This window comes from Lysobacter sp. DMC97 (assembly GCF_056313745.1).
On record NZ_JBQUZR010000001.1, the window covers coordinates 430434 to 450206 of the forward strand.

A 19773-nucleotide genomic window follows, 5' to 3' on the forward strand; every position below is an offset into this window, starting at 1 on the left:
CTCAGCCCCCGGCCGGCTGCGTGGCGAGATGGCGTTCCGCGCGTTCGAGATCCTCGGGCGTGTCGATGCCCGGCGGGAACGGCGCCGGCGTGATCGCCACCGCGATCCGGTGCCCGGCCTCCAGCGCGCGCAGTTGCTCCAGCGATTCGATCCGCTCCAGCGGCGACGGCGGCAGCGCGGCGAACTGCTTCAGGAAGCCGGCGCGGTAGCCGTAGATGCCGATGTGGCGCAGCCACGGGCCGCCCGCCGGCAGCGCGTCGCGATCGCGGGCGAAGGCGTCGCGTGCCCACGGGATCGGCGCCCGGCTGAAGTACAGCGCGTCGCCATTCCCGGCGCGGACCAGCTTGACCGTATTGGGGTCGAACAGCTGCTCGGCATCGGCGATCTCCGTCGCCAGCGTGCTCATCGGTGCGCCGCTGGCGACCAGCGTCTCGGCGACCGCGCGGATGCCCGCGGCCGGCGCGAACGGTTCGTCGCCCTGCAGGTTCACCACGACGGTGGCGTCGTCCCAGCCGGCCTGCGCCGCGCAGTCGGCGAGGCGGTCGGTGCCGGAGGCGTGGTCCGGCGAGGTCATCGCGATGCGCACGCCGCTGCCGGCCAGCGCATCGGCGATGCGCGTGTCGTCGGTGGCGACCCAGACCTCGCGCGCGCCGGCGGCCAGCGCGCGGCGCGCGACGTGCAGCACCAGCGGCTCGCCGCCGAGCAGGCGCAGCGGCTTGCCCGGGAGGCGGCTGGCGGCGTAGCGGGCGGGAATGGCGACGACGAAGTCGGTGGCGGTCATGGGATCGGCGAAGGAAGACGGGAGTGGACGGACGTCACGCGGGCTTGAGCTTCTCGAGCAGCGCGATCCAGAAGGCTTCGGGCAGCGCCGCGCGCACCGGCACGCACCAGGTGCGCGCGTCGGCGAAGGCGGCGCACTTCACCGCGTCCTTCTCGGTCATCAGCACCGGCAGGTCGCTGCCGAAGGCGAAATCCCCGGCGCGGTAGGCGTGATGGTCGGCGAAGGCGTGCGGCACGACGGCGATGCCCTGCCCGCGCAGCATCGCGAAGAAACGCTCCGGGTCGCCGATGCCGGCGACCGCGTGTACGCGCTGGCCGGCGAACGCGGACAGCGGCGCGGTGCGCGCGCCGCGCATCGCGAGCACCGCGTCCGACACCAGCCGCATCGGCCATTCGCCGAAGCCGGCCTCGCCGTCGTCGCCACCGAGGTTCAGCACGCGGAAGTCGCAGCGCGCGCCGCGCGCGGCGGGTTCGCGCATCGGACCGGCGGGGATCGGCAAACCGTTGCCGTAGCGGCGGCGGCCGTCGATCACTTCGATCTCGACGTCGCGCGCCAGCCCATAATGCTGCAGGCCGTCGTCGCAGACGATCACGTCGCAGCCGGCATCGACCAGCGCCTGCGCTGCGGCGGCGCGATCGGTGTCGACCCGCACCGGCACGCCGGTGCGGCGCGCGATCAGCACGGGTTCGTCGCCGCCGAGGCGCGGATCGAGCGCGGCGTCGACCCAGCGCGGCGTGCCGGCGTCGTCGCGGCCGTAGCCGCGGCTGGCGACGCCGGGCGTGAAGCCTTCGGCGCGCAGGCGCTCGACCAGCGCGATCGTCAGCGGCGTCTTGCCGCTGCCGCCGGCGATGACGTTGCCGACCACGATCACCGGCTTGCCGGGATGGCGGCTGCGCAGCCAGCCGCGGCGGTACAGCGCCGCGCGCGCGGCCACGACGCCGGCGTAGACCTTCGACAGCGCACGCATCGTCAGCGGCGGCGCACCCTCGCCGAACCAGTAGCCCGGCGGCCGGCGGCCGCTCACGGCGCGGCGTCCGCGGCGCCCGGTTCGCGGAACTGCATGCGGTGCAGGTGCGCGTACAGCCCGTCGCGGGCCAGCAGTTCGGCGTGGGTGCCGTGTTCGACCAGCCGACCGCGATCGAGCACCAGCACCTGGTCGGCGTGTTCGATGGTCGACAGCCGGTGCGCGATGACCAGCGTGGTGCGATCGGGCATCAGCCGGTCGAGCGCGTCCTGCACCAGCCGCTCGGCCTCGTTGTCGAGCGCGGCGGTGGCTTCGTCGAGGATCAGGATCGGCGCGTCCTTGAGGATCGCGCGGGCGATCACCAGTCGCTGGCGCTGGCCGCCGGAGAGGCGCCCGCCGCGGCTGCCGATGCCGGTGTCGGCGCCTTCGGCGAGGCCGTCGACGAATTCGCTGGCGTTGGCGGCGTCGAGCGCGGCGCGCAGTTGCGCGATGTCCTTGCCGGCGAGTTCGCCGTAGGCCACGTTCTCGGCCACGCTGCCGTCGAACAGCATCACCTGCTGGCCGACCAGCGCGATCTGCCGGCGCAGGTCGGCGAGGCGGTACTCGTCGACCGGATGGCCGTCGAGCAGGATCTGGCCGGCCTCGGGCTCGTAGAACCGCGGGATCAGTTTCACCAGGCTGGACTTGCCGCTGCCCGAGCGACCGACGATCGCGGTCACCGTGCCCGGCTTCGCGACGAACGACACGCCGTCCAGCGCCGCCGCGTTCTGCCCGGGATAACGCGCACCGACGTCGCGGAATTCGAGTTCGCCGCGCGCGCGGTCGAGCGTGCGCGTGCCGGTGTCGCGCTCCTCGGCGGCATCGAGCACCGAGAACAGGCGCTCGGCCGAGGCCACGCCCTTCTGCAGCATGTTCTGCACGTTGGTCAGCTGCTTCAGCGCCGGAATGATCGCCAGCATCGACACCATCAGGCTGATGAAGTCGCCCGCGGTGAGGCGCGCGTGCATCGCCTCGCGCCCGGCGAAGAACAGCAGCAGCGCAAGGCAGATCGAGCCCATCAGCTGGATGATCGCCGAGGTGATGCTGCGCGTGGCCTCGACCTTCATCGCCAGGCGCAGGTTCTCGCCGGCGAGTTCGCGGTAGCGGCCGAGTTCGGCCTCCTGCGCGCCGTAGATCTTCACCTCCTGCTGGCCGCTCAGCGCCTGGTCGGCGGCCTGCAGCAGGCGCCCGCCGCTTTCCTGGATGCGGTGGCCGTAGCGGCGGTAGCGGCGGCCGACGGTGTCCATCATCCACGCCATCACCGGCGCGATCAGCAGGATCGCGATGGTCACGCGCCAACTGGTCCACAGCATGACCGCCAGCATCGCCACGACCTGGAACGACTGCTGCAGCATCACCTTGGCGGCGTCGACCGCGGCCTGCGCCACCTGGTCGCTGTCAGAGCCCAGGCGCATCTGCATCGTGCCCACGGATTCGGTGTCGAAGTGCGCGCCGGGCATGCGCAGGTACTTGTCGAACACGCGCACGCGCATGTCCCGGGCGATGCTGCGCGCCGCGCGGGCCATGAACACGTCGGTGAGGTAACCGGCGAGGCCGCGCACGACGAAGATCGCCACGATCACCAGCGGCATCTTCCAGATCAGCTCCGGGTCGCGGTCGATGAAGGTGCCGTCGACCACCGGCTTCATCATCTTGGTGAACGCGCCCGCGGCACCGGCCTCGACCAGCAGACCGGCCAGCGCCAGTCCCAGCAGCCCGCGGTACGGGCGGGCGTAACCGAGCAGGCGTCGGTAGATCGGCCAGGTCGGCGCGCGCCGTTCCTGCTTCGATGCCTTGTCCTTCACGTGCGGGCACTCACTTGCGCGCTCCCGCCGGCGCGGTCGCGGCCTTCGCCTCGGCGCGGGTTTCCGGCGCGGTGGCGATGCTGATCCGGCGGAAGCCGAGCTGCCCCAGCGCGTCCAGCGCGGTGACGACGGACTGGTGCGGCGTGCGCGCATCCGCGCGCAACAGCACCGGACGGCTGCGGTCGCTGCCGGCGACTTCGATGATCGTGCGCTTCAGCGATTCGACGTCGGTGCGCAGCGCCTCGCGGTCCTGCACGAAGTAGCGGCCGTCGGCGTTGACCAGCACGCTCAGCGACTTCGACGGCGACTCGCTGGCCTCGCCCTGCGCCTTCGGCAACTGCAGCTTGAGCACCGAGCGCGCATCGAAGGTGGTCGTGACGACGAAGAAGATGATCAGGCACAGCACGACGTCGATCATCGGGATCAGGTTGATCTCGGGTTCGTCGTCGGCGCGGAAATCGCGGATGCGCATGGCGTGGACGTCTCGGAAGGGGTCAGGCCAGCGCGCGCTGGAGGCCGACGCCGGCGCCGTAACCCAGCAGCGCCAGCATGGTCAGGAACAGCGCCATCAGCGCCCAGAAGCGGACCGGATGCGTGCCGCGCACGACCACCGACGTGCTGTCGCTGTGCGGCAGCCGGCCGGTGCGCAGGCCGACCACCACGGCATGCCCCACCGGCCAGGCGACGAAGGCCACGCACAGCAGCACGACGGCGACGCGCAGCGCGACCATGGCGTCAGTCCCCGCGCACCGGCGGCACGATGCCGCGGCCGCCGGGCGCGCCCGGGGCGCCGGGACGCACGGGATCGAGGGTGTCCAGCAACTGGATCGCCTCGTGTTCCATGTCGACGATGTAGCCGGCGATGCGGCCGCGGAAATAGCGATGGAAGACCAGCGCCGGGATCGCCACGATCATGCCGGTCGCGGTGCAGACCAGCGCCTTGCCGATGCCGCCGGCGAGCTGGTTCACGTCGCCGATGCCGTTGTCGAGGATGCCCAGGAACATCTGGATCATGCCGACCACGGTGCCGAACAGGCCGAGCAGCGGCCCGGCGGAGGCGATGGTGCCGAGCGCGTTGAGGAAGCGCTCCATGCGATGTACGAGATGGCGGCCGACGTCCTCGATGCGCTCGCGGATCTGGTCGCGCGGGCGCTGGCGCACGTCCAGCGCGGCGGCCAGCAGCGCGCCCAGCGGCGAGGTGCGGCGCAACGACTCGATGTGGGTCGGGTCGAGGTTGCCCCGGGCGGCCCAGGCGCGGACCTCGTCGCCCAGGCCGGGCGGGAGCACGGTCCGGCGGCGCAGGCTCCAGAAACGTTCGAGCACGATGCCCACCGCCAGGACGGTCAGCAGCAGCAGCGGAATCATGGGCCATCCGCCCGCCTTCACCAGTTCCAGCACGTCGCATCCTCCGGCCCGTGGCCGTCATCGATGGGGGTCGTCGTCACGGCCATAGGATAGCCCAGCGGCAGGACCCCCACCGAGCCGCCGTCGGCGCAACGCGGCGGCGTCCCACAGCCGCGGATGGCGGCCGCGCTCGGTCGCGAGCGACACCCCGTCGGCCGCCAGCCGGAAGCGCAGCGCGCCGGCGTCGGCGGTCAGCGGCGTGCGGGCGCCAGCCTCGCGCCAGCGCGCCACGATCTGCGGCCGCGGATGGCGGAAGCGGTTGCCGTGGCCGGCGGAGATCGCCGCGAACCGGGCGCGGGTCGCCTCGACGAACGCGAGGTCCGACGAGCCGGCGCTGCCGTGGTGCGCGACGAGCACCAGATCGGCCCGCAGCGACGCCCCCGCCTCCCGCACCAGCCGCCGTTCGATCACGTCGCCGATGTCGCCGGTCAGCAACGCCGCGCCATGCATCGTTTCGACCCGCAGCACGCAGCTCGATTCGTTGCGCAGGTACGGGAAATGGACCGGCGGATGCAGGAAGCGGAAACGCACGCCGTCCCAGGTCCAGCCATCGCCGCCGCGGCAAGCGCGGAAGCGCCCGAGTTTCGTCTCCAGCCCACTCTCCGACGGCGCGAACCGGCGGGCGATCGGGAACTCGGCGGCCACCGCGCCGAAACCGCCAACATGGTCGTTGTCGCCGTGGCTGACGATGGTCGCGTCGAGCGCGGGCACGCCGAGCGCATGCAGCGCCGGCGTGATCGCGCGTTCGCCGGCATCGAAGCCATCGGGCTGCGCCGGGCCCATGTCGTACAGCAGCGCGTGGGTCCGTGTGCGCACCAGCACCGACAACCCCTGCCCGACGTCGAGCACGACCACCTCGGCTTCGCCGGGCTGCGGCAGATGGCGATCCGGCCACAGCAGCGGCAGCCACAGCAGCAGCGCGAGCATCCGCCCGGGCACGCCGCGCGGCAGCAGCAGCCAGAACGCGGACAGCAGCGCGAGCGGTGTCGCGAACGACGCGGCTTCCGGCAGCCACCACAGCGCCAGCGGGCCGTCGGCCAGCCACGCGAACAGTCGCCAGCTCGGCTCGAAGCAGGCCGCCGCCGCGCGCCACAGCGGCCCGCCCCAGCCGGCATGCAGCGCCTCCAGCGCGGTGCCGAGCAGCGACAGCGGCACCACGACGAGGCTCCACCACGGGATCGCGACCGGATTCGCCAATGGCCCGACCAGCGACGCCTGCCCGAACAGCGCCACGCCCAGCGGCAGCAGCCCGAGCGTGGCGACGCCCTGCGCGGCGAAGAAGGCGCGGACCGGTCGCGCGTCGCCCTGCGGCAGGCACCACAGCAGCCAGGCGACGCCGCCGAAGCTCAGCCAGAACCCGGCGGTCAGCGCCGACAGCGGATCGAACAGCAGCACCGCGATCGCGGCCAGCGCGAGGCTGTCGACGGGCCGGCTCGCACGCCGAGACAGCCGCCCGGCCGCGACGACCGCGATCATCAGCACGGTGCGCACGGTCGGCAGCGCGAAACCGGCCAGCGCCGCGTAACCGAGCGCGCCGAGCACGGCCGCGAGCGGCATCGCCTGCGGGCGCGGCCAGCGCCGCCCGAGCGCCGGCCACAGCCACCACAGGCCGCGCACGAACCACGCGGCCGCACCGGCAACGAGGCCGACGTGGAAGCCGGAGATCGCGATCAGATGCGTCAGTCCCGCCGCCCGCAGCCGCGCCCAGTCGGTGTCGTCGAGGCCGCGGGTGTCGCCCAGCGCCAGCGCACGGATGAAGCGCGCGCCCTCCCCCGGCACGGCGGTGGCGATCCGCGCCGACATGCGCTCGCGCCAGGCATCGAGCCCGCGCGGCGGCGCGATCCGTCGCGCTTCGGCTTCGTCGCGAACATGACCGGTGGCGACGATGCGGTCGATCAGCAGCTGCTTCTCGACGTCGGCCGTGCCGGGATCGCGCAGGCCGCGCGGCGCGCGCAGCTTCACCTCGAAACGCCAGCGGCTGCCGGCGGCCACGCGATAGCGCGGCGCCCGCGGCGGGAACGGCGGGGCGTCGTAAGCGTCGTACCACGACAGCCGCAGGCGCCGGCCGCGCAGCGCCGGCGATTGGTCCACAGCCTCGTCGACGACGAACGCGAAACGCGTGCGGCGCGGCTCGTGCGTCGGCAGGTCGACCACGGTGCCGCGCACCTGCGCGACCTGCGCTTCCATCTTCGGCGGCAACTGTCGCGACAACGCAACCTCGGCACGCACGCCGGCCAGCACGAAGCCGGCACAGCACACTGCCAGCCACAGCGGCGCGCGCGGCCGCGGCCAGCGCAGCAGCACGGCCACGCACGCGAGCCATGCGAGCACGCAGGGCCGGGGCGGCGCGGGCAGCCACAGGCAGGCCAGCGTGCCCGCGAGCAGCGCCAGCGCGAATCGCGGATCGAGCACGGAAGCATCCTTCGCAGGAGAGGCGCTCAGGATTCCGCGCCGACGCAGCCCGGCCCATCGGCGGACGACGCATCCGGATGTCGGAAAAATCCGAACGCAACAGCCGAAACCCGCGAAACCGTTTTCCGCCTGCAAAACGCGATCAAGCCGTGCATTTCGCCTGAGGCGTGGCTAAACGCAGGGCTTTCGCGGGCGCGGAGGCGTTAAGAATTCAGCAATCCGTTATCCCGTGCCCCCTACGGTGCGGGTCGCGCCATCCCGGCGTCCGGAGTCCACCATGCCTCGCATCGCCGCCACGATCCTCGCTTCCGCCCTGATCGCCGCCACCGGCCTCGCTTCCGCCCAGACGCGCGCACCGGCGCCGGTGCAGGACCGCTACAGCGCCGAGGCGCCCTATTACGACTATGCCCGCGTGGTGCGCGTGGATCCCGTCATCCAGCAGACCACGCCGACCCGCGTCTCGTCGGGCCGCTGCTACACCGAAGGCAGCCAGTACGCCGCCAACGACGGCTACGGCGACGATCGTTACGACGACGGCTACTACGGGAATGACGGCCACGGCAGCGATCGCGGCTACGACGACAGCTACGGCGAGCGTCGCTACGGCACCGAGACCGGCCGCAACGTCGCCACGGTGATCGGCGGCATCGTCGGTGCCGCGCTGGGCAGCAAGGTCGGCGGCGGCTCCGCCCGCTACGCCACCGCGGCGGTGGGCTCGATGGTTGGCGGCATGGCCGGCCGCGGCGTGTACGAACAGGCACAGCGCAACAAGCAGCCGCCGCGCCGCGCCGTGGTCAGCGTCTGCGATCCGGTCGACGCCCGCGACGACGGCCGCTACGCGCCGACCAGCATCACGATGTACGACGTGACCTACGAATACGCTGGCCGCCAGTACGTCACCCGCACCGACCACCACCCTGGCGACCGCCTGCGCGTCCGCGTCGACGTGCGTCCGGAGTGATCGCCGCAGTGCGTTGAACGATCACGCAAATCGGATGCGGCGCCATCATCACGAGCGCCGATCCGGTGACGGGGCCCTGCACGGGGCCCCGTTTTTTTGTGCCCGCGAGGTGCCGATGCGTCAGTGCGAGGTCGCGCCGGCGCTGGGATGCGCCGACGGATACGGCGACAGGTGCGCGGCTTCCTGACGGCGCAGTTCCTCGTACAACTCATTGGCGATCGCGATCACCTGGTCCGACGTCAGCCCGTGGGGCGGCGACGCGATCGGCGTCGGGAACACGCCGTCGTGGACGAGCAGGTTGATGTTCTCGATCGGATCGAGCGCGAGGTTGTACAGCTCCCACTGGTCCGGCACCGGGCGTTCGCTCCACGGATCGCAGTAGCGCACCAGCTTCCACGCGCCGCTGCGCAGCGCACGCACGTGCGCCGGCTGCATCACCGCGCCGGCCGCGAGATCGGGCAGATAGGCGTGCGGCGGCGCGCCGTCCGCCGGCGGCGTGCGCAGCAGATCGACCGTCGCCGCATAGACCGCGTACTGCTGCCACGATTGCACGTTGTGCGGATCGTCGTCGCGCGGCAGCGGCTCGGTGATCATGTCGTCGGTGACGAAGAGCACGCCCTTGCGTTTGCGACCATCCGGACCGATCACCGGCGCATTCGGATCGTGCAGCAGCGGTTTGAGGTTCGCGCCCGGCAGCGGCGCCGCGGCGTGGGTCTTGGACAACGCGCGGCGGGCGCGTTCGATGTGCGCGTCGGTGGCGTCCGCGAGTTTCAGCAGCGTCGGCAGCACGTCGATGTGGCTGGTCTGCGCGGTGACCACGCGGGTGTCGATCCGCGACGCATGCGACTTCGGACAGCTGATCAGCAGCGGCACATGCACCACTTCCTGGTAGGCGCCGTGCCACTTCTCGATCTGCATGCCGTGCGCGGCGCCGTACTCGCCGTGGTCGGATGCGAACACCACAATGGTGTCCTTGCGCAGGCCGCTGTCCTCCAGCGCCGTCAGCACCTTCAGGATGTGCCGGTCGACCATCGAGATCATGTAGGCGTAGTACTGCAGGAAGCCGGTCGCCGCGTCGTCGGGCTCGCGCTGCAGCTGGAACGGGATGGTGACGCCCAGTGTCGCTTTCACCGAGTTCGCGAGCACGGTCGCTTCGTCACCACCGATGCCCTGCCCGACCGCCAGGCCGGTCTTCGCCGCCAGCCCCAGCGCGACCTTGTACGAGGTGTCGTACTGCGCGCGCGGCTTGTTGTTGGTCAGCAGGTTCTCGTCCTGCGTCGGCGACGGTGTGGCGCATTCCTGCGGCAGGCCGGTCGGGTTCAGCGGGACGTGGAACGTGCCTTCCGTGGGCGCGATGCTGACGCTGCCCTGCGGCGGGATCGGCACCGCGCCGCCGGGACCGATCGTCGGGATCGTCGTCTGGTCGTCGCCGGGGAAACTCGGCTTCAGCCCGCGCGGCAGCGCCGGATAGGTCGCGATGTCGTGCGGATTGGTGAACGAGCACACCGCGAAGAACGGTGCCGTCTGCGGCTTGCGCGTGTCCAGCGGCGCGTCCATGCCCTGCTGCGACAGCGCGCGGTTGTACGGCACGCCCAGCCCGCGGCAGTGCAGGAACGTGCAGGCGAGATCGGCGAACTGGTAGTCGCGGAACGTGCCGAGGTTGTTGATCGACGCCCCGTGCGGCTCCGGCCACGACAGCTCCCAGTCGCCGAAGCCGTACTGCTGCAGCGTGTGTTCCGGTGGCTCGCTGACGTGCCACTTGCCGAAGTAGTGCGTGGTGTAGCCCAGTTCGCGGAACCAGTCTCCCGCCGTCGGCGTGCCGTTCGGCGGCAGCCACGGGAAGTTCTGCGCATCGCCGCTCTTGAACAGCCCGTCGGTCTGGGTCACGCCCGTGCGCGGCCCGTACTGCCCGGTCATCAGGCTGGCGCGGCTGGGGATGCACGCCGATTCGGCGATGGTGTGGTCGGTGAACACCGTCGCGTGTTCGCGCAACTTGCAGAACCCGGGGAAGTGCTTCGCCCACGGATTCGTCTCCGGATCGATGTCGCCGACGAAGTCCAGTACCTGCTTGATCCCGTTCGCGAACCCCGCGTCGCCGTACCCCGGACCCGGGTAGTACAGCTGGTCGACGAGGATCATCAGGATGTTCGGCCGCGCATCGCGCGCCGCTTCGATCGATTGCACCGCATCGCGGATCGGCTGGTCGCCAGCGTCCCCGCCCTGCCCGTTCGTTCCCTGCCCTGTCACTGCCGTCATGGCCGTCTCCGTGTCCGTTGGGAATGTCGCGCCCGGCGTCGTGCCGGACGGGTGTCGATGATGCCCGGATCGGGGCGGGTGTGCAGCAGGGGCGAAGTCGGCGTCAGTCGCCCAGTGATGCGATCGCCTGCTCGATCACCGCGAGATCGCGCTGGAACTGCGGATGCCCAGGCCAGCGTTCCACCAGTGCGTGCAGAATGCGTCGTGCCTCTATAAAGTGCGTATGCGCGCCGGTCTCATCCTGCAGCGCGTGACACAAGACTCCCAGCTTGAGCCGGCTCACCATCAGATCGCGCTGCCAGCCAGCGTTCCCCGGATCGCGTGACGCAAGCGCCTCGGCGATCCGCAGATCTGTCTCGTAATGCTGCTGCGCGCCCGCCAGATCGCCCTGCTCCTGCAGCACATTGCCCAGCTTGCTTTCGCCCACGCTCAAATGACGCTGTAATCTTGTATTTTCGGGATCGCGTGACGCCAGCGCTTTAATGATCCTCAGACTGGTCTCATAACGCTGCTGCGCACCCACCAGATCCCCCTGCGCCTGCAGCACATTGCCCAGCTTGTTTTCGCTCACGCTCAGATGGCGCCACAAGTCATCGTCCTCCGGATTGCGCGCCACCAGCGCCTCGTTGATTTGCTGACTCATCTCGTAACGCTGCTGTGCTCCAATAAAATCCCTTTGGGCCTGCAGCACATCTCCAAGCCTCTCAAAACTCACACCCAGATCACCCTGCCAGCGCACACTTTCCGGATCGCGAAACGCCAGAGCCTCGCTAATCTGCAGACCGGCCTCGTAACGCCGCTGTGCCTCCACCAGATCCCCTTGTGCCTGCAGAACATCGCCCAACTTATTTTCGCTAACGGCTAAATCGCGTTGGTAGCCGACATGCTCCGGATCACGCAACACCAGTGCCGCACTGATCTGCTGAGCCGCCTCGTAACGCCGCTGAGCTCCCACCACATCACCCTGCACTTGCAGTACGTCGCCCAGCAAGTTATGAATCGCACATGCTTCACGCCGCCATTCGACATCGTTCCGGACGTTTTCGGGTAGGTGCAGCCACCAAGTCTCGACCAGACTGATCGCCATCGCACGCTCGCCGAGACGGCCCAGCGCTTCGAGCCTGCCCTCATGGGCATACAACAAGTTGCAGACAAGTGGCCACCACCCCCGTGGCGGTTCGACCGCCGGCAACAACGCTTCAGCATGGCCCAGCGCCCGCGCCGGCGCATTGGCAGCCAGTTCCGCCCGCAAGCGGCCATTGGCCCAGACCATCAGTCGATCCAGCATCCCCTCACGCGCCACCGAATCACCCTCGTCGCCCAGCGCCCGCGCAAACTGGTAGCCCAGCGCGTGACCGAAGCGCCAGTGATCCGGCAACTCGGCATCGTCCATGGGCATCAGGAGGCGACTCTGCGCGCACTGGCGCAACACCTGGCGCTGCCGGTCGGCATTGAGACCGGTAGCGGCGCACACCGCTTCCGCAGGGAACGGCGCATGCGCGAGCAGACCGGCGGCCGCCAGCGTCTCGCGCGCGGCGGCGTCGAGCAGGCGCACGCTGCGCAGGAACAGCCAGTGGAGGGAGTGGCGGGCATCCTCGGGATCGTGCAGGTTGCGCGCCGGCTGCTGTCGGAACTCGGCGACCAACTCCGCCGGCCGCAGGCCGCCTCGCTGGAGCAGACCGCCGGCCCAGGTCAGCGCCAGCGGATGGCCTTCCATCGAATCCAGCAGCGCCTGCCGATCCGCGTCGCTCAAGCGCATCGGCGCATCCTGAGTGAGATGCGTCAGCAGATCGCTTGCCTCCTGCTCTCCCAGCGGCTCGTTCAGCGCGATGTCGGGTCTGGGTGAGGTCGGCGTCGGCCGGGTCAGCCAGAGCACCATGCCTTCCCACGCCAGTAGATCGAGCAAGCTGCGCCGACTCGGGCGTTGCGCGCCGTCGGGACGCGGGCCACCATCCGCTTCCTCGCCGCCCTCGACGATCAACAGCAGGCGACGGCCACGGCAGGCTTCCCGTGCACGGACTTCCTCCGGTTGATCCTGCAGGAAGCCGGCGCCGCCGACGGCATCCGCGATGCGCTTCCAGCACATCCGAGGCTGGTCCTTCTCCGAGTACAGATCGACGTTGACGATGCCGTCCGGAAACGGCGTTTCGGGCAGACGCGCCGAAGGCCGATCGCCCAACACCTGGCGCAGCGCCTCCGCCGCCAGCGCGGTCTTGCCGAGCCCGGCAGCGCCGGCGACGACGGTGTTGCGTCCTTCGCGCAGGCGCTCAACCAACGTATTCAGCGCATCGGCGCGACCGAAAAAGCGCGACGCGGCGTCGGGGAGGATGCAGGGGATGGCGGGGGGCTGGGCGGAAGCGGGTTGAGGGACATGAACATGTACTTCGACCGGAGAAACCTGCGCATGACCGGATGGCACCGTCGGAGTGTCGGCACCTGAACTTGTCCCCGTCATCCCACCCGGATCACGACCGATGACAGCGGAAACGAGCCGTCGCAAGTCCTTGCAGACATCCGCGTCCGGCTTGCACGGCTTCGAGATCGACAAATGATCTTCGTCCTGCGGGACCGGCGTGTGCCCCAACCCAAGGCGTGCACTGTCCTCGTCAACCACACGCAAACCCAGCGTGTCCCGGGTTTCGAAATACACCAGGTTCTCGGCATCCGACATGTTGTTGACATACCAGTTCCCGAGGTTGCGGAGATAGGGATCATTGGCCTTCAGGCCATACAGACTGGGGTTGGCTCGAAGCACCTTTCCTGCCCGGTTGATGGCGGTCGCCAATCGCGAACCTGCGTGCGGCGTGCTGAGGAACATCACCGCAGCGGTGCTCTCACGCACGGCCTTCCAGCCCGGCCTGCCATCGTCGCTCGCGGAGCGCAGGACTTGCTTGGCGAGCAATCCACCCAGGCTGTGGCAGACGAAGATCAATGGCCGTTTACCCAAGTCGGCGAGCACCAATCCGTTGAGGACCTCTACGCCACGATCGGGCAAGTGCATGCTGTGCCCGGTATCGCGATCCGCGTGTCGATAGAAGCCACGGAGACCCGGAACCCAATGCAGCGGCAACCGCTTCAGCCATCTGAACCATGCGCTGGGACTGGCTGCGTATGACAGGGTCCAGACCCCGACGTCCGGGAAGTCCGCGGCCAACTGCTCCGGCCAGAAACCATCCTTGCGATCGCCATCGCGCCACGTGAGCACGTGGTCCCCGCCTAACCCATGCACGAACACGACATCCGCCCTGCGCGTGTCCCGCCGCGCCGGGTCCTTGCAGATGTCGGAAATCGGATGCAACTCGGACACGTCCTACCCCCTGTGCTGCCGTGCACGTCCTCGCCGGATCATGCCATGCAGGCCCGGCGGCCGGTCCTGTCGCAGATGACAGGCGAGCCGGCGGGCGTCACCTTCCTCATGTGCCCGCTCGGCGCCTGCCATCGGCCGGCTGGCGGTGATGCGCCCACCCGCCAAACCGACGACGCCCACGCCCCGCATCGTCGGATCGACGGGGCCGGACGCGGGTTTCGCGGGGGTGCCGGGGGCCGGCCAAGCCTGCGATAATCGCCGCTTCGGCCCCGTAGCTCAGCTGGATAGAGCGGTCCCCTCCTAAGGGACAGGTCGCACGTTCGAATCGTGTCGGGGCCGCCAGTTGCCGGAGTGTCCGTTGTCTGCCTGTTCGCTTCGCATTCCCTTCCGTTCGATGCCAGCGCCCCTGATCCGGGGCGGTCGGCCAGCACCCCAGGAGTTCCCCCGATGACCCATCCCGTCCTGTCCGCCCTCGGCCTCGGTGCGAGCGAATCCGGCACCTACCTCGGCCATGGCGAATGGTCGAAGACCACCGATGCCGGCGTGCTGGAGCCGGTCAATCCGACCACGGGCGAGGTGCTGGGCCGGGTGCATGCGTCCTCGCAGGCCGACTACGACCTGCTGATGGAACGCGCGCAGGCCACGTTCAAGGTGTGGCGCACCACCCCGGCCCCGCGCCGCGGCGAGGCCATCCGCCTCTGCGCCGACGCCCTGCGCACGCACAAGGACGCGCTGGGTTCGCTGGTCGCGCTGGAGATGGGCAAGTCGAAGCCGGAAGGTGACGGCGAGGTGCAGGAGATGATCGACATCGGCGAGTTCGCCGTCGGTCTGTCGCGCCAGCTGTACGGCCTGACCATGCATTCCGAGCGCCCGGGCCACCGCATGTACGAGCAGTGGCACCCGATCGGCCTGGTCGGCATCATCTCGGCCTTCAACTTCCCGGTCGCGGTGTGGGCCTGGAACAGCTTCGTGGCCGCGATCTGCGGCGACGTCTCGATCTGGAAGCCCTCGCCGAAGACGCCGCTGTCGGCGATCGCGGCCATGAAGATCTGCAACGACGCGCTGAAGGCCGGCGGCTTCCCGGACCTGTTCTATCTCTTCAACGACGCCGGCAGCGAGCTGGCGCAGCAGTTCGTCGACGACAAGCGCGTGCCGCTGGTCAGTTTCACCGGTTCGACCAAGGTCGGCCGCATGGTCGGCGAGCGCGTCGCGCGCCGCATGGGCCGTTCGCTGCTGGAACTGGGCGGCAACAACGCGATCATCGTCGACCCCACCGCCGACCTGAAGCTGGCGATCCCGGCGATCGCGTTCGGCGCGGTCGGCACCGCGGGCCAGCGCTGCACCACCACCCGCCGCCTGATCGTGCACGAAAGCATCTACGCCGACGTGCTGGCCAAGCTCATCGCCGCGTACAAGCAGGTCGAGACCAAGATCGGCGACCCGACCGACCCGAAGAACCTGATGGGCCCGCTCAACAGCAAGGACGGCGTGGATGCCTTCCTCGACGCGATCGCCCAGGCCAAGGCCGCCGGCGGCACGGTCGAGACCGGCGGCACTGCGATCGACGGCCCGGGCAACTTCGTGCGTCCGGCGATCGTCACCGGCCTGACCAACGACGCCGAGATCGTGCAGCACGAGACCTTCGCGCCGATCCTGTACGTGATGAAGTATTCGACGCTGGACGAGGCGATCGAGATGCAGAACGCCGTGCCGCAGGGCCTGTCGTCGTCGATCTTCACCACCAACCTCAAGGCCGCGGAAGCGTTCCTGAGCGCGGCGGGCAGCGACTGCGGCATCGCCAACGTCAACATCGGCACCTCGGGCGCCGAAATCGGCGGCGCGTTCGGCGGCGAGAAGGAAACCGGCGGCGGCCGCGAGTCCGGTTCGGACGCGTGGAAGGCGTACATGCGTCGCCAGACCAACACGATCAACTACTCCGACGCGCTGCCGCTGGCCCAGGGCATCAAGTTCGACCTCTGACCACGACCAGATGCGAATCGCGGCCATCTCGGACGTCCACGGCAATCTCGACGCACTGTCGGCGGTGCTCGCCGACATCCGTCGCCGCGGTTGCGATCTGGTCGTGAATCTCGGCGACATCCTCTCCGGGCCACTGCAGCCGGCAGAAACGGCGGACCTGCTGATGTCGCTGGATCTGACGACGATTCGCGGCAACCACGAACGGCAGTTGCTGGAAACGCCACCGGAGCGCATGGGCGAATCCGACGCCCATGCCTACGCCGAGCTGCAGGCGACGCATCTCGACTGGCTGGCGCGACTGCCGGCCGCGCGCGCCCTGGACGACGAGGTGTTCCTGTGCCACGGCACGCCGCGCGACGATCTGGAGTACTTCCTGGAGACCGTCGAACCGGATGGCCTGCGCGCCGCGACCGAGGAGGAAATCGCCGAACGGATCGGCGATTGCACCGCCGCCGTAATCCTCTGCGGGCATACGCATGTGCCGCGGATCGCACGGCTCTCGAGCGGCACGCTGGTCGTCAATCCGGGAAGCGTCGGCCTGCAGGCGTATCACATGGACGTGCCGTACCCGCACGACGTCGAGAACGACGACCCGCGTGCCCGCTACGCCGTGATCGAGCGCGTCGCCGGCGTCTGGCAGGCAGAATCGGTCGCCGTCGCGTACGACCACGAGGCCGCCGCGGCCCTCGCTGCGGGACACCGGCGCCCCGACTGGGCCCATGCCTTGCGGACCGGCCGCGTCCTGCCCTGCAAGGAATCCTGATGTACGGACTCGCCCGCACCCTGCTGTTCCGGATGGACGCCGAGCGTGCGCACACGCTCGGCCTGTCGATGCTGGAGACCGCGTACCGCACGGGCATGAACCCGCTGCTGTCGCGCGGCACGCCTGCGTTCCCGGTGAAGGTCATGAACATGACCTTCCCGAACCCGGTCGGTCTCGCTGCCGGGCTGGACAAGAACGGCGCGCACATCGATGCGCTGTTCGCGCTGGGGTTCGGCTTCGTCGAGATCGGCACGGTCACGCCGAAGCCGCAGCCGGGCAATCCCAAGCCGCGCATGTTCCGCCTGCCGGAACACAAGGCGATCATCAATCGCCTCGGCTTCAACAACGAAGGCGTGGACGCGCTGGTGCGCAACGTCGAGAAGGCCAAGCGCAAGGGCGACGGCAAGCTCGGCATCAACATCGGCAAGAACAAGGACACGCCGAACGAGGACGCGTCGGTCGACTACCTGCGCTGCTTCGAGAAGGTGTATCCGCTGGCCGACTACGTGACGATCAACATTTCGTCGCCGAACACCGCCGGCCTGCGCGAATTGCAGGAAGAACAGCAGTTGCGGCGCCTGATCGGCCACCTGCGCGAGGCACAGGAGCGGCTGTGGACACGCCACGGACGCCGCGTGCCGATGCTGGTGAAGGTCGCGCCTGACCTCGCCGACGAGGACATCGACGTCACCGCGCGCGTGCTCGGCGAAATGCAGGTCGACGGCGTGATCGCGACCAACACCACGGTGTCGCGCATCGCCGTGCACCAGCATCCACTCTCGAAGGAAGCCGGCGGGCTGTCGGGCGAACCGCTGATGGCGAAGTCGACCGCCGTCCTGCGCAGGCTGCGCACGCGGCTGCCGGAGCAGATTCCGATCGTCGGCGTGGGCGGCATCCTCACCGGCGCCGACGCGGTGAAGAAGATGGCCGCCGGCGCCAGCCTCGTGCAGTGCTACACCGGCCTGATCTACCGCGGCCCGGCGCTGATCCACGAATGCGTCGACGCCATCCGCCGCCGCAAGGAAGCGCCCAGCCGCGGCCACCTGCCCCCGACGACATGACCGTCCGCATCACCGAGCGCGCGCCGCTGCGCAACACCTTCGGCCTCGACGCGCACGCCGGTGCGCTGCTGGACACCGACGATCCCGCCGACCTGCCGGCACTGTTCGACGACACCCTGCGCGGCACGCTGCCGCTGGTGATCGGCGGCGGCAGCAACCTGCTGATCGTCGAGAACCCGCGCGTGGCGCTGCGCTTCGGCGGCGAGACGATCCGCGTGATCGAAGACCACGACGACCGCGCCGTCGTCCGCGCCGAGGCCGGCGTCGAATGGCACGCGTTCGTGCTGTGGACGCTCGAACAGGGCCTCGCCGGACTGGAAAACCTCGCGCTGATCCCCGGCACCGTCGGCGCCGCGCCGATCCAGAACATCGGCGCCTACGGCGTGGAAGCCGGCGAGCGCATCTGCGCAGTGGAAGCCTTTGATCGCATCGACGGCGGGCTGCGCCGCTTCACGCACGCGGACTGCGCGTTCGCCTATCGCGACAGCGCGTTCAAGCGCGACCTCGACCGCTGGCTGATCGTGGCGGTGGAATTCGGACTCCCGCGCGCATCGACGCTGCCGGACGATGCGCTGAAGCTCGACTACGCCGGCATCGGCGACGAACTCAAGGCGATGGGCGTGGCGAAGCCCGGCGTGCGCGACGTGGCCGAGGCGGTGATCCGCCTGCGCCGGCGCAAGCTGCCCGATCCCGCCGTCGTCGGCAACGCCGGCAGCTTCTTCAAGAATCCGATCGTGCCCGCCGGCCAGGCCGAGGCGCTGCAGATCCTGCATCCGGGCCTGCCGGTGTTCCGCGGCGACGCAGCGGACACGCGCAAGCTGTCGGCCGCGTGGCTGATCGAGCAGGACGGCTGGAAGGGCGCGCGCAGCGAGGACGGCTCCGGCGATGCCGGCGTCTCCGATCGCCACGCACTGGTGCTGGTGAACCACGGCCGCGCCACCGGCGCCGAACTGCTCGCGCTTGCGCGGCGCATCGCCGCCGGCGTGCAGACACGTTTCGGCGTGGCGATCGAACCGGAGCCGCGCCTCGTCGGCGCCGTCTGGTGACCGGCGCGCAGACACCGCACCTGCGCGCTGCGCTGCTGATGCTCGGCAGCACCCTATTGTTCGGCTTGATGACGATCGCGATCCGGCTTGCATCGGCGACGCTGCACACGTTCGAGATCGCGTTCTTCCGCAATCTGTTCGGCCTCGTGGCCGCGCTGCCGCTGGTGGTGCGCCACGGCCCCGACCTGCTGCACACCACGCAGTGGCCGCGCTACCTGTTCCGCTGCACCGTCGGCGTGATCTCGATGATGGCCGGCTTCTGGGCCATCGGCCACCTGCCGCTCGCGCAGGCAGTGGCGCTGTCGTATTCGACGCCGATCTTCGTGACCATCGCCGCGGTGCTGTTCCTGCACGAGCAGGTGCGCACGCGACGCTGGGCCGCGGTGGCGCTGGGCTTCGTCGGCGTGCTGGTGATCGTGCGCCCGGGCACGGACGGGTTCAGCGCGGGCACGCTGGTGGCGCTGACCGCGGCGGTGCTCAGCGGCGTGGTGTCGATCCAGATCAAGCAGCTGTCGAAGGTCGATCCCGCCGATCGCATCGTCGTCTTCACCACGTCGCTGTGGGTGCCGATGTCGCTGCTGCCGGCGCTCGCCGTGTGGCGCTGGCCGGAAGGCATCGCCTGGGTGTGGGTGGTCGCCGCGGGTTTCCTCGGCACCGGCGGCCACATGCTGTGGACGCGCGCGCTGAAGCTCGGCGACGTGTCGGCACTGACGCCGATCAGCTTCATGCAGTTGCCGCTGGTGGCGGCGGCCGGGTGGCTGCTGTTCCAGGAACCGGTGGATCGCTGGACCGCAACCGGCGCGGGGATCATCTTCGTCGCCAATGCCTACATCGCGCATCGCGAGGCGCGACTGGCGCGCACGGCGGGCACGCACGCGCCGGTGGAGGCGGCAAAACCCGGCGAATGAGGCCGCGGCAGACGTCCGCTGCATGCGTGTCGCATGCGTGTCTCATCGCCTTCGAACGACCGTCGAACGACCATGCAACGATCGTC

At 69.9% G+C, this 19773-nt stretch carries 15 protein-coding genes and 1 tRNA gene; 7 read left to right on the forward strand and 9 right to left on the reverse strand.

Annotated features, from left to right (window positions below; genetic code table 11):
* Nucleotide 1: 1 nt before the first annotated feature.
* Genes kdsB through ACT53Q_RS01495 form a run of 7 tightly spaced genes read right to left on the reverse strand, consistent with a single transcriptional unit; the run spans nt 2 to nt 7405 of the window.
* On the reverse strand, nt 2–781 hold the full coding sequence (gene kdsB, locus ACT53Q_RS01465) for a 3-deoxy-manno-octulosonate cytidylyltransferase (RefSeq protein ID WP_476184883.1): 780 nt from the start codon (nt 779–781) through the stop codon (nt 2–4).
* Nucleotides 782–815: 34 nt separating this feature from the next.
* Nucleotides 816–1748 carry a tetraacyldisaccharide 4'-kinase gene (gene lpxK, locus ACT53Q_RS01470; RefSeq protein ID WP_476185157.1) on the reverse strand — a complete coding sequence of 311 codons (933 nt, stop codon included), beginning with the start codon at nt 1746–1748 and terminating at the stop codon, nt 816–818.
* Between the two features lie 53 nt (nt 1749–1801).
* Nucleotides 1802–3589: a lipid A export permease/ATP-binding protein MsbA gene (gene msbA / locus ACT53Q_RS01475; protein ID WP_476184884.1), complete on the reverse strand. Its 1788-nt coding sequence runs from the start codon at nt 3587–3589 to the stop codon at nt 1802–1804.
* Between the two features lie 10 nt (nt 3590–3599).
* Complete coding sequence (locus ACT53Q_RS01480) at nt 3600–4061, reverse strand: ExbD/TolR family protein (protein WP_476184885.1); 462 nt, start codon at nt 4059–4061, stop codon at nt 3600–3602.
* A 22-nt stretch (nt 4062–4083) separates the two neighbouring features.
* Nucleotides 4084–4320: a hypothetical protein gene (locus ACT53Q_RS01485; RefSeq protein ID WP_476184886.1), complete on the reverse strand. Its 237-nt coding sequence runs from the start codon at nt 4318–4320 to the stop codon at nt 4084–4086.
* 4 nt (nt 4321–4324) lie between these two features.
* A complete protein-coding gene (locus ACT53Q_RS01490; protein ID WP_476184887.1) occupies nt 4325–4987 on the reverse strand; it encodes a MotA/TolQ/ExbB proton channel family protein in 663 nt (220 codons plus the stop codon).
* A gap of 24 nt (nt 4988–5011) precedes the next feature.
* Nucleotides 5012–7405, reverse strand: a complete 2394-nt coding sequence (locus ACT53Q_RS01495) for a DNA internalization-related competence protein ComEC/Rec2 (RefSeq protein ID WP_476184888.1) — start codon at nt 7403–7405, stop codon at nt 5012–5014.
* A 277-nt stretch (nt 7406–7682) separates the two neighbouring features.
* Here ACT53Q_RS01495 and ACT53Q_RS01500 point away from each other — a divergent pair, with 277 nt between their 5' ends.
* Entirely contained in the window at nt 7683–8366 is a 684-nt protein-coding gene (locus ACT53Q_RS01500) for a glycine zipper 2TM domain-containing protein (RefSeq protein ID WP_476184889.1), read from the forward strand.
* Between the two features lie 120 nt (nt 8367–8486).
* On the opposite strand, the gene ACT53Q_RS01505 is transcribed toward ACT53Q_RS01500, so the two are convergent.
* Both ACT53Q_RS01505 and ACT53Q_RS01510 read right to left on the reverse strand, forming a co-directional pair.
* Nucleotides 8487–10622, reverse strand: a complete 2136-nt coding sequence (locus tag ACT53Q_RS01505; RefSeq protein ID WP_476184890.1) for a sulfatase-like hydrolase/transferase — start codon at nt 10620–10622, stop codon at nt 8487–8489.
* A gap of 103 nt (nt 10623–10725) precedes the next feature.
* Complete coding sequence (locus ACT53Q_RS01510) at nt 10726–13929, reverse strand: hypothetical protein (RefSeq protein WP_476184891.1); 3204 nt, start codon at nt 13927–13929, stop codon at nt 10726–10728.
* Nucleotides 13930–14194: 265 nt separating this feature from the next.
* On the opposite strand from ACT53Q_RS01510, the gene ACT53Q_RS01515 reads away from it, so the two are divergent.
* The 6 genes from ACT53Q_RS01515 (at nt 14195) to ACT53Q_RS01540 (ending at nt 19687) form a co-directional block, all read left to right on the forward strand.
* Nucleotides 14195–14271 (forward strand) — tRNA-Arg (locus ACT53Q_RS01515).
* Nucleotides 14272–14376: 105 nt separating this feature from the next.
* On the forward strand, nt 14377–15909 hold the full coding sequence (gene amaB / locus ACT53Q_RS01520; RefSeq protein WP_476184892.1) for an L-piperidine-6-carboxylate dehydrogenase: 1533 nt from the start codon (nt 14377–14379) through the stop codon (nt 15907–15909).
* A 10-nt stretch (nt 15910–15919) separates the two neighbouring features.
* Nucleotides 15920–16672 carry a metallophosphoesterase family protein gene (locus ACT53Q_RS01525; RefSeq protein ID WP_476184893.1) on the forward strand — a complete coding sequence of 251 codons (753 nt, stop codon included), beginning with the start codon at nt 15920–15922 and terminating at the stop codon, nt 16670–16672.
* Complete coding sequence (locus tag ACT53Q_RS01530) at nt 16672–17733, forward strand: quinone-dependent dihydroorotate dehydrogenase (protein WP_476184894.1); 1062 nt, start codon at nt 16672–16674, stop codon at nt 17731–17733. Before ACT53Q_RS01525 ends, ACT53Q_RS01530 begins: the two co-directional genes overlap by 1 nt.
* The gene (murB, locus tag ACT53Q_RS01535; protein ID WP_476184895.1) at nt 17730–18779 is read left to right on the forward strand and encodes a UDP-N-acetylmuramate dehydrogenase; all 1050 of its coding nucleotides are present in this window, start codon (nt 17730–17732) and stop codon (nt 18777–18779) included. Before ACT53Q_RS01530 ends, murB begins: the two co-directional genes overlap by 4 nt.
* Complete coding sequence (locus tag ACT53Q_RS01540; protein WP_476184896.1) at nt 18776–19687, forward strand: DMT family transporter; 912 nt, start codon at nt 18776–18778, stop codon at nt 19685–19687. The genes murB and ACT53Q_RS01540 overlap by 4 nt, the downstream gene beginning before the upstream one ends.
* Nucleotides 19688–19773: the final 86 nt, after the last annotated feature.

Excerpts from the sequence above, each read along its gene's own strand:
- kdsB (WP_476184883.1), bottom strand. The coding sequence starts at position 781 with ATGACCGCCACCGACTTCGTCGTCGCCATTCCCGCCCGCTACGCCGCC.
- lpxK (WP_476185157.1), bottom strand. The coding sequence starts at position 1,748 with ATGCGTGCGCTGTCGAAGGTCTACGCCGGCGTCGTGGCCGCGCGCGCG.
- ACT53Q_RS01480 (WP_476184885.1), bottom strand. The coding sequence starts at position 4,061 with ATGCGCATCCGCGATTTCCGCGCCGACGACGAACCCGAGATCAACCTG.
- ACT53Q_RS01485 (WP_476184886.1), bottom strand. The coding sequence starts at position 4,320 with ATGGTCGCGCTGCGCGTCGCCGTCGTGCTGCTGTGCGTGGCCTTCGTC.
- ACT53Q_RS01500 (WP_476184889.1), top strand. The coding sequence starts at position 7,683 with ATGCCTCGCATCGCCGCCACGATCCTCGCTTCCGCCCTGATCGCCGCC.
- ACT53Q_RS01505 (WP_476184890.1), bottom strand. The coding sequence starts at position 10,622 with ATGACGGCAGTGACAGGGCAGGGAACGAACGGGCAGGGCGGGGACGCT.
- amaB (WP_476184892.1), top strand. The coding sequence starts at position 14,377 with ATGACCCATCCCGTCCTGTCCGCCCTCGGCCTCGGTGCGAGCGAATCC.
- ACT53Q_RS01525 (WP_476184893.1), top strand. The coding sequence starts at position 15,920 with ATGCGAATCGCGGCCATCTCGGACGTCCACGGCAATCTCGACGCACTG.
- ACT53Q_RS01530 (WP_476184894.1), top strand. The coding sequence starts at position 16,672 with ATGTACGGACTCGCCCGCACCCTGCTGTTCCGGATGGACGCCGAGCGT.
- murB (WP_476184895.1), top strand. The coding sequence starts at position 17,730 with ATGACCGTCCGCATCACCGAGCGCGCGCCGCTGCGCAACACCTTCGGC.